At 43.4% G+C, this 15,258-nt stretch carries 17 protein-coding genes; 1 reads left to right on the top strand and 16 read right to left on the bottom strand.

The genetic code is table 11. From position 1 onward, the window contains the following. Positions 1–22: 22 nt before the first annotated feature. The 4 genes from J2Z37_RS05050 to J2Z37_RS05035 form a co-directional block, all read right to left on the bottom strand. Positions 23–160 carry a hypothetical protein gene (locus tag J2Z37_RS05050; RefSeq protein WP_209809138.1) on the bottom strand — a complete coding sequence of 46 codons (138 nt, stop codon included), beginning with the start codon at positions 158–160 and terminating at the stop codon, positions 23–25. A 66-nt stretch (positions 161–226) separates the two neighbouring features. Next, entirely contained in the window at positions 227–1,450 is a 1,224-nt protein-coding gene (locus J2Z37_RS05045; RefSeq protein ID WP_209809137.1) for a CynX/NimT family MFS transporter, read from the bottom strand. Continuing rightward, positions 1,451–2,365: an HPr(Ser) kinase/phosphatase gene (hprK, locus tag J2Z37_RS05040; RefSeq protein ID WP_209809136.1), complete on the bottom strand. Its 915-nt coding sequence runs from the start codon at positions 2,363–2,365 to the stop codon at positions 1,451–1,453. 360 nt (positions 2,366–2,725) lie between these two features. Beyond that, entirely contained in the window at positions 2,726–3,196 is a 471-nt protein-coding gene (locus J2Z37_RS05035; protein WP_209809135.1) for a YhcN/YlaJ family sporulation lipoprotein, read from the bottom strand. Between the two features lie 111 nt (positions 3,197–3,307). Between J2Z37_RS05035 and J2Z37_RS05030 the strand changes: the two genes are divergently transcribed. After that, a complete protein-coding gene (locus J2Z37_RS05030; RefSeq protein WP_209809134.1) occupies positions 3,308–3,571 on the top strand; it encodes an alpha/beta-type small acid-soluble spore protein in 264 nt (87 codons plus the stop codon). A gap of 24 nt (positions 3,572–3,595) precedes the next feature. On the opposite strand, the gene J2Z37_RS05025 is transcribed toward J2Z37_RS05030, so the two are convergent. The 12 genes from J2Z37_RS05025 to J2Z37_RS04970 all read right to left on the bottom strand — a co-directional run bounded on the left by J2Z37_RS05025 (position 3,596) and on the right by J2Z37_RS04970 (position 15,139). After that, positions 3,596–4,228 carry a response regulator transcription factor gene (locus J2Z37_RS05025; RefSeq protein ID WP_209809133.1) on the bottom strand — a complete coding sequence of 211 codons (633 nt, stop codon included), beginning with the start codon at positions 4,226–4,228 and terminating at the stop codon, positions 3,596–3,598. Positions 4,229–4,235: 7 nt separating this feature from the next. Then, on the bottom strand, positions 4,236–5,195 hold the full coding sequence (locus J2Z37_RS05020) for a sensor histidine kinase (RefSeq protein WP_342453782.1): 960 nt from the start codon (positions 5,193–5,195) through the stop codon (positions 4,236–4,238). An 89-nt stretch (positions 5,196–5,284) separates the two neighbouring features. Continuing rightward, positions 5,285–6,013 (bottom strand): cell wall-active antibiotics response protein LiaF, encoded by a 729-nt coding sequence (gene liaF, locus J2Z37_RS05015; RefSeq protein WP_209809131.1) that lies wholly within the window; start codon positions 6,011–6,013, stop codon positions 5,285–5,287. A gap of 100 nt (positions 6,014–6,113) precedes the next feature. Continuing rightward, positions 6,114–6,758, bottom strand: a complete 645-nt coding sequence (locus J2Z37_RS05010; RefSeq protein WP_209809130.1) for a PspA/IM30 family protein — start codon at positions 6,756–6,758, stop codon at positions 6,114–6,116. 19 nt (positions 6,759–6,777) lie between these two features. Then, on the bottom strand, positions 6,778–7,122 hold the full coding sequence (locus J2Z37_RS05005) for a lmo0954 family membrane protein (RefSeq protein ID WP_209809522.1): 345 nt from the start codon (positions 7,120–7,122) through the stop codon (positions 6,778–6,780). A 175-nt stretch (positions 7,123–7,297) separates the two neighbouring features. Beyond that, a complete protein-coding gene (locus tag J2Z37_RS05000) occupies positions 7,298–8,332 on the bottom strand; it encodes a TRAP transporter substrate-binding protein (protein ID WP_209809129.1) in 1,035 nt (344 codons plus the stop codon). 65 nt (positions 8,333–8,397) lie between these two features. After that, positions 8,398–9,132: a FadR/GntR family transcriptional regulator gene (locus J2Z37_RS04995; protein WP_209809128.1), complete on the bottom strand. Its 735-nt coding sequence runs from the start codon at positions 9,130–9,132 to the stop codon at positions 8,398–8,400. 9 nt (positions 9,133–9,141) lie between these two features. Next, positions 9,142–10,467 carry an NAD(P)H-dependent oxidoreductase gene (locus J2Z37_RS04990; RefSeq protein ID WP_209809127.1) on the bottom strand — a complete coding sequence of 442 codons (1,326 nt, stop codon included), beginning with the start codon at positions 10,465–10,467 and terminating at the stop codon, positions 9,142–9,144. Positions 10,468–10,746: 279 nt separating this feature from the next. Beyond that, positions 10,747–11,901 (bottom strand): metal-dependent hydrolase family protein, encoded by a 1,155-nt coding sequence (locus J2Z37_RS04985; protein ID WP_209809126.1) that lies wholly within the window; start codon positions 11,899–11,901, stop codon positions 10,747–10,749. 189 nt (positions 11,902–12,090) lie between these two features. Then, complete coding sequence (locus J2Z37_RS04980) at positions 12,091–13,149, bottom strand: tripartite tricarboxylate transporter substrate binding protein (protein WP_245203584.1); 1,059 nt, start codon at positions 13,147–13,149, stop codon at positions 12,091–12,093. 174 nt (positions 13,150–13,323) lie between these two features. Further along, complete coding sequence (locus tag J2Z37_RS04975) at positions 13,324–13,989, bottom strand: GntR family transcriptional regulator (RefSeq protein ID WP_209809125.1); 666 nt, start codon at positions 13,987–13,989, stop codon at positions 13,324–13,326. 193 nt (positions 13,990–14,182) lie between these two features. Continuing rightward, entirely contained in the window at positions 14,183–15,139 is a 957-nt protein-coding gene (locus J2Z37_RS04970) for an ROK family glucokinase (RefSeq protein ID WP_209809124.1), read from the bottom strand. Positions 15,140–15,258 lie beyond the last annotated feature (119 nt).

Below are 15,258 nucleotides of genomic sequence, written 5' to 3'. Positions count from 1 at the left end.
AGTTCAAAAAAAATACCCACTTTTAGGAATGTGGGTATTGGTATTTCTTGTTAACATTTTCTTTTTCTTCTACGATGGCCTCTAATTCGTCTTGATCGCCTTTTGCGTTTATAACCTCTAACACCTGTGTAAGATCCGCTGTTTGCTTTTTATCTTCCATGGAATTCTCCTTTGAGAGATTTACAGCTATTATTCCTAAACGACGGCTATCGTATACACCAACGCCTTAAACTCCCATCGCCTTATCCTCTACAGGGATTTTTACATTTCTGCCCGCCCCAAGCCCTGTAATCAGCTGTAATATAGCTGCGAAGACGAGGATGAGGATGGATCCTGTCCAGCTATGTGTCAAATCGTGCAAAAATCCAAATAGGACGGGTCCGGTAGATGCTAATAGATACCCGATAGATTGGGCCATTCCGGATAATTCGGCAGCTTGCTGGTGTGTGGAGGTACGAAGTCCGAACATAGTAAGTGCCAGACTAATACCCGCTCCCTGGGCGAAGCCCATTAGTGTAATCGACAGAAGCAACCAGGATGTTCCGCCGCTAAGAATCCCCCCATAGCCAATAAGCAGGAAAAGGACGATTAGGACAACAAGTAATCGTTGATTTGTAAACCTTGCCGCGAGGATAGGAAAAATAAAAGATGCAGGAAGGCTGACGATTTGCATAAAAGAAAGCAACCAGCCCGCATAGGCTATATCCATCCCTCGTTCGTGAAGGATCTCCGAAAGCCAAGAGACCATGGAGAAAAAGCCAATGGACTGCAGACCCATAAAAAGTGTGACTTGCCAAGCAAGACTTGATTTCCACAGGCGTCCGGTCTGTGATCTCGTTGGGATCGATACGGTGTGTCGAAAGCGGGTCTGCGGGAAGAAAACGATAACAGCGATGGCCGAAAGAAGGGCCCAACACATGAGGGCAGCTCGCCAACCTAGACCTGTTCCCTCTGCCAAGGGGATGCTTACTCCTGATGCAATCGCTGCCCAACCATTCATACATAAGGTATAGATTCCTGTCATCAGTCCAATCTTATAAGGAAAGTCACGTTTGATCAGGCTAGGTAGCAGTACATTGCCGGTTGCAATGGCTAGCCCTAGAATGGCGGTTCCCAAAAACAGGGCAACCATGGAATCCAGAGAACGGATAACAATCCCTAGTGTCAGAATGACAAGGCCCATCAACAATGTCGATTCGATCCCATAGCGATGAGCGATTTTTGGAGCAAGCAAGGAAAGTCCAGCAAAGGCTAGCAGTGGCAGAGTCGTAAGCAGGCCTACCAGTGCATTGGATAAGTTCGTGTCGGCCACAATGGCCCCAACCAAGGGACCAACAGCGGTAATTGGCGCACGTAAACTTGAAGCAATAAGAATGATCCCCGAAACAAGCAGAATAATACTGACCCGAGACTGTTCAGGAATTTGCTGTTGTAATTCTACTTTCGCCATTTACTCCTCCTCTAATTCTAACCGTTTCATAAATTCCTCTGCGGCACTGTATCCCTGTTGCTGCAGGTACCAGTTGTTAGCTGCAGCTTCTATTAAGCCGGCGACATCACGGCCGGGCTGAAGCTGGATCTGAATATGTGGGACCCGAACGTCCATGTATTCGGTATATTTGGGTTCTAATTCCAGTTCGTTATAGAGAGAATCTTTCTCCCATTTGACCAATTCAATGTCGAGGGCAATACGGCTTTCATCTTGAAAGGCCTTAATCCCATAGAGCCTTACCACATTTAATAAGCCTACACTGCGAAGGGCAAGGAACTCTTTATTTTTCTCATTATGTGTGCCGAGCAAGGTTTGGCGGCTGAGCTTCTTTAACACAACAATATCATCAGCTACCAATCGATGACCCCGGCGAACGAGAGTATGAGCAGTTTCGCTTTTGCCGACACCCGATTTCCCACGCAGTAAAATGCCAATTCCAGAGACGTTGACACAAACGCCGTGGATGGCAATTTCCGGGGCCAAAGCCGTGACCATGTAGGCATCGAGTTTTGCAATAAATACAGAAGTCGCTTCGGTTGTACGTAACAATGGAATGCCTTCCTGAATGCAATATTGTTTTAAGTAAGTCAATCCTTCTTGCTCCGCGGTCACAATAAAGCATGGTGGGTGGTATTTAACAATATTGCCAATGCGCAATTTTCGTTCTTCAACGGTTAACTTATGTAAATAATTAATCTCTTTTTTTCCTAGCACCTGGACTCGTTCCGTTGGGAAAAAATCAAAATGCCCGACAAATTCCAACCCGGGACGATGTGCTTTCGATTTTGTAATCTCCCGTTGCAAATGATTCTCCCCTGCTAAAACTTCTAATGAAAACTTTTTCGCTAACTTTCCGACTGTAATAGATTTCAAATTGATCTCACTCTCCGTCACTATTCATTCTATATTAAATTTAAAAAGGATGACTTGTTTATCGTGTCCTATATAGATTTATAGTTCCATTTTACATGTTTAGGCAAGATAACGCTTTCAATATAGTTGGCACATCCTCGTAATTCTTTCGACTCTTCCCAACTGATTTCGCCAAAATTAAACAACAGATGTATTTCTGCCCGCTCAATCCCCGTTCATTTAAGCCACAAATACTCTGTTTCCTCTTCCCTCTGCTCGTTATATCTTACCGTTGGTGGTTTAATCGGTCAATCATTCTTTTGTCTTGGAAATGAAATCGGAATCATCCCAAAATAAAAAGCCCGGTCTGGGCTTTTATTCTTACCTTTTAGGAATCATGCCATTAAAGTGATCACTTAAATTTTCGATCGGTCTTCCTTCCGACTCAATGGTATCGTGATACAGCCTTTTCACCTTTTCGTAACCAGTGCGGTCAGAAACAAAGTGAAGATAGTATGTTGGCATATCCTTTTTTAATTTTTTCTGCGCGTCTTTTTCAATCTTTTTTGGATTTCCTTTGGAATGATAAGCGATAATCGCATCTTTTCCGTGAACTACAACAATCGGGTCATCGAGGCCGGGTACTTCCTGTAATTGGTCTTTTATTTTAATCGAAGCAGCATGGTTGAAAACTAGACGGTCTTTCTCCTTATTTGCTGTGACACGCGCTCCATTAACCGTTTGTTTTTCAGTCTTTTTAGCCTCCCCTTTTGCCTTTTCTTGATCATCATTACAGCCCAATAAGGATAAGGAAAGGAGGAAGGTGAGGGAAATTGCGGCGATTTTTTTCATGTCGATCGCTCCTTCAAAACCGATTTTTATTTAATTTAACCAAAGGAAGAAATCACATTCTGGATACCTGTTCCCCCAAAGGGAATTCTAAATATAAAAAAGGAGGCAACCATGACAAATCGCAATCGCTTGCTTGTTCCTGGCGCTCGAGAAGCACTTGATCAATGGAAAACTGCTGTAATGAAAAAGGATGGCATTGATGTAGATCAGCCTAGTGAAGTGAAATATGAAGTGGCGAAGGAAATGGGTATTCCTTTACAAAAAGGATACAACGGACATCTTGAGGCCAAAGACGCGGGGAAAATTGGCGGGAAAATTGGGGGCAATATGGTCAAAGAGATGGTTCGACTTGCCCAGGAAAATCTAAAAAAATAGGCCGCCGGTCATTTCGGCAGCCTATTATTCAACCAAATCATGCTTAAATGCGTAAATGGCAGCTTGGGTCCGGTCGTTTACACCAAGCTTTCCTAAAATATTGCTGACATGGACTTTCACGGTTTTTAGAGCAATAAATAATTGGTCTGCGATTTCCTGATTATTTTTACCCTCAGCGATCAATAAAAGGATTTCCTGCTCTCGCTCAGTTAAATGGGTATGTGGTTCATTCCCCTTTTTTTGACGCATCCTGTTCATGATTTTCCCGGTAACTTCTGGTTCTAAAACGGTTTGGCCTTGGTGTGTCGCGCGGATCGCTTTGGCAATTTCATCAGCTTTGGAGGTTTTTAAAATATAGCTCGTTGCCCCTGCTTCTAATGCTGGATAGACCTTTTCATCATCAAGGAAGCTGGTGACGATAATGATTTTTGCCTGCGGGTTTACTTCCATAATTTGTTTAGTCGCCTCAATCCCATCCATTCTTTTCATTACCAGATCCATCAAAATGATATCCGGTTTTAACTGGAGGGCCTGCTCGACAGCTTGGTCACCGTCATCGGCCTCTGCGATGACCTCAATATCCGGTTGTGCGGACAAGTAGGCAGACACCCCGATCCGAACCATTTCGTGGTCGTCGGCAACTAATACCTTAATCATGTGTTTGCTAACCTCCTTTAATTTCGGTTTTGGTTTTCATCACAGGCACTTTTACCTCGATCCGTGTCCCTTGATTTTCCAAGCTGACAATCTTGAATTGACCGCCAATTTCGAGGGCGCGTTCCTGCATATTTTGCAATCCGTATGAACTTGGTTTATTTGCTTTATTCACATCAAAACCAATCCCGTCATCAATTAGGCGCATAATAATGTACCCGTCGCGTTCAATTAACAACAAGTGCAGTGCATTCGCTTTTGCGTGGCGTAACGTGTTAGAAACAGCCTCTTGCAAAATCCGAAACAGGTGGTCTTCAATCCCTTTCTCCAGGTGAATGGGTTCCATCTTCCATTCCACTTCCATCGAAACCTTTTGCACAAGCTCCTTTAGCAATTCCTGAATTCCTTCTTGCAGCGTTCGCCCCTTTAGAGCCGCGGGACGAAGGTGTAAGAGTAAAGCCCGCATTTCCAGTTGGGATTGGTGAATCATCTTTTCTATCATCACCAGCTGTTTGTTGATCCTTGGTTCCCCAAGCTGGGTTGTTTCATTCATTGCCGAGATCATCATCGAAGCAGCAAATAACTGTTGACTGACAGAATCGTGGAGTTCCCTTGCTAACCGGTTTCGTTCTTGCACGACGACTTCTTGCAGGCTTTTCTCTCGTTCTTCCGCCCGTTTGGTTGCTAGCTGCTGGGATAATTCCGCTTGCTTCATTTGTTTTTCATCTATTTGGTGTATTAAGTTGTGGATTGATTTAAGTTCTGTGATCGGTTCCGTTTGTTCTGGATCGAGTCGCTGCCCTTTCAGCAGACTATCTAATTGATGGTTGATCATGCGGATCTTTCCTGACCAAAACAGTCCATAAAATATGCCGAAAAACATCCCGACTCCCGCGACAGACAGCAAAGTCAGAGCAATGTAGGGGAAATCGAATAGATTCTTCTCCCATAAATCAGACCAATTTTCCAAAGGGAAAGTCACAAAGGTGGTCAAAAGGATAATGAGACTTGTAAAAAAGGCGACCAAAATTCCAATCAGTATGTGCCTGAGAAAAATGGTCATATCCTTTTCACCTCAAGATCGCCTGACAATATCGAAGTAATAATTTTTACTCGCGGTTTGTTTTGGTGAAATTGTTCGGTTTGATATAAAAAAGATTGATTAAAAACCTTAATTTGTTGATGACCAAAGATTTGTGCACGGCCCATCAATGAACTGTGAAGAATACTGACCTCCACTTCATATGGGACATAAATCTCAACGTTTCCGACAAAGTGCCGAATCGAAATAATCGCTTCATCCGGAAGTACGGTATTGCTTAAATCGATAATTCGATTTCCATAGCCCCCATGGATATTGATATCCTGCCATGAATAAACAGACTCCGTTGTTTTTTGATCACCGAAAAAAGGCCAGCGAAACAGCGGTTTCATCTTGAATAACGGTTCGGAATCAGCGGTATTCATCTCCTGGAATTGCGGCGTGATCCGTTCGGGATTTTTTCTTAAACGGTAATAGTTCATTAAAAAAAGAATGATAGCTGCCACCAAGATAAACCGTACGGCCATCATATTGAGAATCGTTATGACAAGGCCGATAATTCCTATCCAGAAGATAATCTTTGCCCAAAAACGGTGGTATTTTTTCCATCCGAAATAAGTGATCAAACCTAAGAAAAAGAGGGAAAAAATTAATCCTCCGTGGAAAAAGGCAATTTCTATAATAAGAAGGATAACCCCGATGATTAGAATCATATTTACCAGTTCGGTTGATAGACGATTAAACATTGTGAGCTCCTCCTTCCGATCTTGCTTAATAGCCCTTTAAGGATTTCTTTTCGCTAGAAAAAGGCGCAAAACCTGCGCCTTTTTCTAGAATATCATAAATCTATTCCTGAACAGTAACCTTTTCTTGGTTTTTCATTTCTTTTTCCAGCTGTGCGATTTTGCTGTCAAAGGTACTACGATAGTAAGCGCTGTTTACTTTGAACTCGATGTCTTCGATGTATCGATCAAGCTCGGCGAATCGCGAATAGGATTTATCCGCTGTGTCTTCCATCACCTTGCTGATTTGATGTTCAGCACGGGCAATGTTTTCCCGACCCATCAACTCCATCCGCTTCAATCGCATATCCTTCAGACGATGCTTCATTTCTTCATATTTCTGTTCTAGCAATTCAAGTTGTTGGGCGGCTTCGTCACAGAGGCTCTTCATCCGGTTAGCGCGGTTTTGATATTCTTCAAATTCCTTCATGGCAAATTGGTACATGCTCTCTTCTCCCGCTTTTTGAGCAATTTCCGCTTGCTTAAAGCGTTTCTCAGCCATCCCTTTTGCTGCCTGATACTCTCGGTTAAATTCCTCACGAAGGCGGTATTGACGTTCTACCAGTTTACGAACCTTCTCAGTCTCTTGTTCACTCTGGCGCAAATATTGGTTTAAAGCAGCAAGTGGATTCTTTCGTTCTTTTTCTTCGACTAATTCATGCAAATCAGCAGAAATCACATCTTTTATTCTGGTAAATAGGTTTGCCATGTAAAACACTCCTTTAAAATTATAATTTGTTCAATTCAGCCCACTGTTTTTCAAAATTGGTAAAGGGATCATCCGAAAACTCTCTTTCTTTCGGTTCTCTTTTCCACTCTTTATAAATCATGTAAAGAACATAAGCAGCGGCGACTCCAATTACTGCATAGATGTTGGAGAGGGTGATGCAAACTACGATTAACCCGATGACCACAAGACCAATCTTTTTGAGAGTAGACTCTGTTTTCAGGAACTTCTTAAAGACTACGTAGAGCAACCACCCCCCTACTGCTAACAAAACCATCGGTCCCAGGTTGGCCAGCAAAACCGCCAAAGCCACTAAACCTAGAACGAATAACAGGAATTTTTTCATCATATTTTTTGCTCCTTTCGGCTTCATGCTTTTATCTTACCGGGAAATGCCATCCACCATAATTGAGCTTGAGGTATATTTTGACTAAGACTTGAGGCTTAGTCGGAGTCAAAATAAAAACAGCGACCTTTTTTTAGGGCGCTGTTTACATGGATTAAATACCTTTTTGGGACATTTAATGTTTCACTAAATCTAAAATATCTTGCCCAATTTTCGATGCATACTTTTCATGAACAGACTTAGTCGCTTCTCTAAAAGCCACCTTATCCACATCATCAATGACGGTCATTCCTTTTGCCTTCAGATCTGCGACATATTGGTCGGACTGATCGGTTACAACCTGTCTTTGGTAATCTCTGGCTTCAATCGATGCTTCATCGATAATCTTTTGCAAATCTTCAGGCAGATTATTATAAAACTTCTGGCTTATAATTAGGGCAGCCGGGCCATAGAAATGCTCGGTTAACGAGACATATTTTTGCACTTCGTAGAAAGCAGAGGTGAAAATCTGTGCCACTGGGTTTTCTTGGCCATCTACAATCCCCTGTTCCATCGCTGAGAACAATTCAGCAAAGGGAATGGTTACGGCATTCGCCCCCAATGTATTAAAGGTATCGATATACGTTTCGATTTCTGGTACGCGGATTTTTAATCCCTGCAAATCTTCAGGTTTTCGCACGGGTTTATCCGTCGTGGTTACATTTCGATATCCTTGTTCCCACCAAGCCAATCCTTTAATCCCTTTATCATCGAGCAGGGAGAACAATTTTGTTCCTAATTCACCGTCTAGATTTTTTCGAGCGACTTCAGCATTTTCGTAAACAAAAGGCAGGTCATTGATCAAAAAGGCAGGTTCCAGCATCCCAAGGGTAGATCCAATCAGAGCCGCCTGAACAGTGTTGGCTTGTACTCCTTCTTGCAATTGGCGCTCTCCCCCCAACTGGGAAGAATGATAGAGTTCTACTTTGATCTTGCCGTTCGATTTTTCTTCAATTAATTCCTTCCATTTCTCTGCACCAATTTGGTAGGGATGTGTTTCCGCCAAAACATGCCCTAACTTAATAGTATATGTTTTGTCTGGCGCGCTTGGGGTAGCTGCGGAACCGGCTTGGGCTGGTTGCTGCTGGGCAGCTAGCTTGGTGTCGCTGCTGCATCCGAGAACCGTTCCTAAAAGAGAAATGGCTACTGATCCTAAAAGAAATTTTTTCATAAAATTAGTTCCTCCTAAATTGAAATAGATGGGTATCTTTCAACTCTTGAGGGACGAGATCTTAGTCATGAGGAGGGATCTTGCTGGGCAAGGACTTGACCAAGTCTCTTAGCAGCGGATTCGAGATGAATATGCATCGCTTCCCGTGCCCCCTGTACATTCCCGGAGCAGATTTCATCATAAATTTTTTCGTGTTCTAGTAAAGTGAAATCTTTTGTATCGGCAATCTTATAGACGGAAGGGTACCATAATCGCACAAGGGATTGAATGGTCCCGACCAGATTGACATAAATCAGGTTTTTGCTAGCTTCGGCAATCCGCTTATGGTAGAGGTTATCGGCTTCCATAAAACGGACGTCATCTGCTTTATCAGAGATCACGTTTTGGTGTGCAGCATGCAGTGCTGCCAGATCCTGCTCATTGCGTCTTGCCGCAGCCAGTCCAGCACATTCTACCTCGACATGGATTCGAACCTCGGTCAGATCATGTAAATTGCGTGGGCTTAATAGTAATCCCCAGTGAAAAGCGCCAGAAAGAAGTTCCGAGTTTGGTTCTTGGATATAAGAACGTCCACCAGGTCGAGTTTCGAGTATTCCGATAACCACTAAGCATTGCAAAGCCTCCCGAATGGTGGACCGCCCCACTCCAAAGCTTGTTGCCAGCTCTTTTTCCGAAGGGATCTGTTCCCCAGCTTTCCAAGCCCCTTTTAAAATTAACTCAGCGAGCTGGCTCACGACTTCCCTAGCAAGTGTTGTCCGTCCAATTCTTTTGATCATTTTCTCCGGGCCGGCGATAAACAATCCCCCCTTTTAGAGTCCCGCATCTTGTAGCTGGCGTAAATGGTATAACATTGAATCGGTCTTCAGATCGACCATATCGTAGGTGATGACTTGGTCCTTTTTGACGTTACAACGTAATTTCGCTCCTGGAAGAAGGCCAAATGGAACTAATCTTTCCTCTTTGGCGATATGGTAATGATCATTCAAAGCGTATAATGTTGATCCACCCTGCCCATCGATGGTCTCCCCGGCCTTCATATCGCGTTTCGCGGCAGCGATAACTTCTGTCAACAGTCCTTTCTCAGGAACAATGGTTGGATGTTGGAATAATGCTGCCGAAGCAATGGAAAGTGGAATTTCATTCGTTACCAGATGGTAAGGGGTGTGCATGATGTAATATCCATCTTTTCCTATGACATCGAAATATTTAAAATCCTCCTGGATTTGTGGATGATCCGTATGTAAAACCAAAAATACTCCAGGCGTTACACTTCTCAGGAAATCAATCTGTCCATCCTCAGTCTTAAGTGGTCTGGCATAATCGATGACACCGCGGCGATTAAGGATCCCCCCTTCACTTTTTAACCGGAACAACTCGGGTATTTCATAGATCCCTGCTACTGGGCCGTGCATTCCCCGCACATCAGGAACAAGTCCGGTGTAATTCGAGATACTCGCCATCTCGATCATCGTTTTCGTAGCATCGCGGAAAGTTACAAGAAAGTGTGGATTGACACCTAATTCCTGGGCCTCCTCAGCGAGACTTTCCGGTGTTGCGTAGCGATCAAAGGTACCTAGACTTGTAGGTGTCTTCCCCACAGCAACGACCTCAAAGCCAAGCCCTGTATAGCGATCAAAGTATTCAGCGATGAGGCCAGGCTCATCCCCTGAGGAAACCGTGTAGACGACACCTGCATTCTTTGCCATCTTATGTAAAAGCGGGCCAACCACGACATCGCCTTCCACATTCAGCATAACAATATGTTTGCGTGCTTGAATCGACTTGAATGCGATCCGCGCCCCAAGTTCCGGGCTCCCTGTCGCATCCACGATTACTTCCACCTCTAATTGGGGGAGCAAATCCGCATCTTGGGTAACCACAGGCTTACCTTTTCGTATCGCATCTGCTGCTTCCAATAAGCGATTGGTGACAACCACATCATCGGCTTTATATCCGCAAAGCTCATAAGCGCGCACTGCTCGTTCTGCGTTAAGGTCGGCAATAATACTTGTCCGCATTCCTTTCATTAGGCCAATCTGAACAATCGCCCCCGTCCCCATCCGTCCGGAACCTACAAACCCAACCTGAATCGGTTTACCTGCTGCTTCACGCGCCTCAAGTGCCTGTTTAATCATGAAAATACCTCCATTTCGTTGATCTTCTGCAACGATGAATGTCAGGGTGTCTGACAGGTTATGTATAATTTAACTCTACTAATATCTATAAATTCTGTATATAAATATAATTTACTATTTTCAGTAAAACGTTGTAGGTATTTATTCATAGAAAAACAAAAAGCCGGTACCCATTGCAGTGGTACCAGCTTTCTCCTATATTATTTTTTCAATATAAAAGTTCTGTTGGAGTCTTTGACGTAGTGTGCATATAGGTCATTTCCCCGAATCATGGTCCTTTTACTTTTGCAGATAGGTTTTTCCGCCTTTCATTACCCAGTCAATGGAACGGAGGGCGGCGGGATTTTCTTGTAGATTTCCTTTAATGGCAACGAGGTCTGCTTTTTTACCAGGACTGATAGAACCAATTTGATCTTCACGTTCACAAAGTTCTGCTGCATGAATGGTAATGCCCTGCAGTGCACGAGAAATCTTTTCACCAATTTCTACAAGGAAAATCACGTCTTCATGAAGTTCCCCGTGGGTTGCGTCGGTTCCCACCGCATACTTCATTCCAGATCGAATGATTGCTTGATGGCGCTCTAGTACTTCTTCTCTGTTCCGGTAAAAGCCTTCCGCAACGGCTTGAGGAACCGTAGTCCAACGATTGTCATTAAAGAAAATGCTTGGTGTTAAAACAACCCAAGAATTTTTCTTGAGCATTAAATCTATTTGTTGGTCACTAGCAAAATAGGCATGCTCAATGACATCGACCCCCTGCTCTACACAATGCGTCAGACCATCACCACCAATTGCATGAACCGCTACCTTTTTCCCCACGCGGTGCGCTTCTTCAACAGCCACCCTAATTTCTTCGACGCTCATATAATAAGGGAAATATTCGGATGTTCGAATGGTATCGGTGATAAAAAGTTTGATAAAATCGGCACCACGCAGTAAATTTTCACGTACTGCTTGGCGGATATTTTCGACCCCATTAAAAACTGTTCCAACAGAACCATGTGCATGGGAGGCTTTAATCCCCCTTGTGCAGGTAATGATTCGCGGCCCATCGACAATTCCCTGTTCAACAGCATCACGAAGATAGATATCGATGAAATTTTTATCCCCTAAACACCTGGAAGTTGTAATCCCTTTGGACAGATCGTATTTCATATTCTGGATCCCTCTTAACATTAAAAGAGGATCAGGATCATTCATCAACTTTGGATGGTTTTCTAGTTGCGGAGACAAGGATAAATGGTCATGGGCATCAATAAATCCAGGTAGGAGGGTGCACCCTGTCAAGTCAACCTGTTCATAATCGCTAAACTCTGGTTCAGTTCCGAAACTCACCTTTTCAATTTGATCCCCATTGACCCAAACCATTGGATCAGGCTTGAATGCACCTTCTATACTGTCGAACAAATAATCCGCTTTAATTAATTTTAGCATGCTGAACCTCCTTTTTCTCTAATTCCTGTTTCATCCACTTTGCTAAGTTTGAGCCGACGAGCCCGAATCCGCCAGTTACCAATATCATCTGTTTCTCCTCCTGTTCTTCTGGGGAAAGAAAGAGCCTGTAAAAGGTAGATCACAGGTTTTACTTTCTATTAAAAGATGGTTTGTTCTTTCAAAAACGAATTACTTCTTTAGTCCAAGGTCTTGAACCAGTTTGTTGAAGTAGGCATCGTCGCTTTTCAGTTTCTCACTAAACTTTTCAGCATCTTTGACTACCCTTTCTAATCCTCCAGCTTCCATGAAATCCTTAAATTCATCGGATTCCGCTGCCTTCAGGAAAGCGTCTGAGAGGAATTTCACAGCGTCATCTGGTGTATTCTTTGGTACGGCGATCCCTTTCCAGGAACCCAATGGAGTGGCTTCTATACCGGATTCCTTAAACGTTGGCAAATCTGGGAACGCACTAATGTGTTCGTCCGATAATACGGCCAATGGTTTTAATTTCCCGGCTTTCACCTGTTCTAATACTTCTCCAGCACTGACTGTAACAGCGTCTATATGACCGCCGAGCAAGGCAGTTACTGCTGGATTGCCACCGTCAAATGGGACATGATTAAACTTTACTCCTGCCGCTTGCTCAATGGACGCTGCTGCCAGGTGCCAAATCCCACCGGCTCCCCCGTTTCCGACTTTTACCTTGCCTGGATTTTCTTTGGCATAGTTAAGAAAATCCGTGATCGTTTCGAATGGGGAATCGGCAGCGACTGTCACAACAGATGGGTCAAAACTTACCTGGGCAATCGGGACAAAATCTTCATACGAAAATTGAGCCAAACCAAGGTGTGGAAGAATCGTAGATTCAACCGTGATCATCGTAACGGTATAGCCATCGGGCTTGGCCAAGGAGCCTTCTGTCATCCCCACGGCTCCACCACCGCCAGGTTTATTCATGACTGCAATCGATTGACCCATAATTGGCTCAGCTGCCTTTGCCAGCGATCTTGTAATCAAATCAGTTCCTCCACCCGCTGCATAGGGGACTATAAACGACATCGATTTTTCTGGGAACCCGGGTTTCTTTTCTTCACTCGGCTTTGTTTCATCTGTTTTTTGTTCTGCAGGTTGTTGCTTTTCTGGTGTGGGTGGCGTGTTGCTTGTCTGTGTTGTCGATGGCTGGCCACCGCATGCAATTAAAGGAATGAGCAGCATCAAAGTTAAAACCGTGGAAAACCACTTTTTCATTTCCAATCCTCCTAGTTTCTCTACAATTCTTATGGACACAGATCAAACGCATATTCTGCCGTTTCTAGATGGAGGTAATGGCATCTTTTAACTATTCTCCGCTCGCAAGAGCTCGTGATCAAACCCCCTTTCAAGCTGTTTAATTGTTAACTATGTAGGCAGACCACTTTGGCGTTAAATCATTTGATTAAATATTTCCCTGGTTCGTTCAACATCACCGCGGAGATGGTATTCCACGGCTTTCATCGCTTTCTCCAAGTTTTTTTGCTTCACTGCTTCAAAAATGACGCGGTGTTCTTCGACAATTAGATGATTCAGGTCGGAAAATACCAAGGTTCTTGCTCGATATAAAAGTAAAAATGATCGGATCTGTTCCAACATGTGAGTTAATCGTCGGTTAGGGACGGCGCAATCCAAAATAGCATGGAACTCACTGAAAAATTCAAGTGCTTCTAAATGATTCCCCTTATTTAAAGCCTCCTCCGATCGCTCAATGGATACTTCTAACCTTCTTACATCCTCCTCTGAAATGCAGTGAATGGCTATTTGAATGGCTTCTCTCTCCAGGATTAGTCGACAGGTACTGAGTTCCTCGAAATCATCCAAGCTCAGCTCCATAACCCAAGTATTAAAATGATCAACAATTAAAAGACCTTCGGTTTGTAAAAGGCGGAACGCTTCCCGAATGGGAGTTCTGCTAATTTGTAGTTGATCTGCCAGAATCGTTTCTGCTATTTTTTCTCCAGGTTTTATTCTTCCTGTTAAGATGGCATGCTTAATTTCTTTATAGGCTTGTTGGTATAAGGGAGTCGCCTTTTTAATCGGGTTTGTTAGTTTCAATTTGTTGTACCACCTATTCTTTTTCAAATTGAGATTAATAGATTCTTCTTTACGTGGTGTATACACCATACAGCCAAAATAGCAATTATTATATAAATACACCAATTTTTATTAATAGTCAATAAATTTTATTAATTTTAAAAAGACATTCTTTTAAAAATAAAGAATGTCCTCTATATTGTTCTGTATTCAACTATTCCAGCCTCTGTTGTACCAACCTTGCCGCACCAAGCCAACCTGCCTGATTTCCAAGTTCAGCCGTAACAATTTCTGTTGATTCTCCAATCTTTTTAATAGCGAAATGGATAAAATGAGTACGCACCCTATCCAAAAGGAAATGGCCAGCCTTTGAGACGCCACCGCCGATGATAATTTTCTGCGGATTTAGCACATTTGCCAACTGTGCCAGACTAAGTCCCAAATAATAGCTTACCTGATCAAGGATTTGAATAGAAGCTGGATCTCCTTGTTTAGCTAGCTCAATCACATCCTTGGCGGTGATCGTCCCCATTTTATCCGATAGTTCCTTTAACCGTCCTGGTTTAGTAGCTGCTTCTTTTGCATAGTAAACCATCGCTGAGGCTGATGTTTCGGTTTCTAGACACCCATGCCCCCCACAATTACAAGGACGTCCACCAACGGGACGAACAGGTAGGTGACCGATTTCCCCAGCCATACCGATAGCCCCGTGATAAATATGTCCATTTAAAATTAAACCGCCGCCGATCCCTGTTCCAATTGTGAGACAGATCAGTTCGTTGGAACCGCGACCGGCACCCAACCACATTTCTCCCAATGCTGCAGTGTTCGCATCGTTATCAACATAACAAGGGAGTTGGAAAAGTTTTTCAAGTTCTTCTTTTAAAGAGACGTTCTTCCAGCCTAGATTGACAATCTCGTAGACAAACCCTTTTTTAACATCCAAAAAAGCAGGTACACCTACCCCTATTCCAGTGAGTTGATTTTTTGTCAGACCTAGCCCCTGCAACAGTTCGTCCACCATGGTCCGGAAAGTCTTCAAAACATCTACATACGATCCTTTCGGTGTTGGTCGCTCCAGCTCTCCAAGGATCTGACCGTCAATGGTGCAGATTCCCATTTTGATCGCGGTTCCACCAAGGTCAATGCCAACTAGGTATCGGTCGCCCACTTCCTCCGCTCCTCTCACTTGTGGTGCATCTCAACAAAATTTCCAATAAAGAAGGCCTCCTCTATTTACCAGATACGATAACCTTATTTTGGAGCCTATAGCTGAATATTTCAATCTAT

It is taken from the genome of Ammoniphilus resinae, from assembly GCF_017873965.1.
Classification (GTDB): domain Bacteria; phylum Bacillota; class Bacilli; order Aneurinibacillales; family RAOX-1; genus Ammoniphilus_A; species Ammoniphilus_A resinae.
The sequence above is the reverse complement of the archived record's forward strand: the minus strand, read 5'-3'. Positions and strand labels throughout refer to the sequence as shown.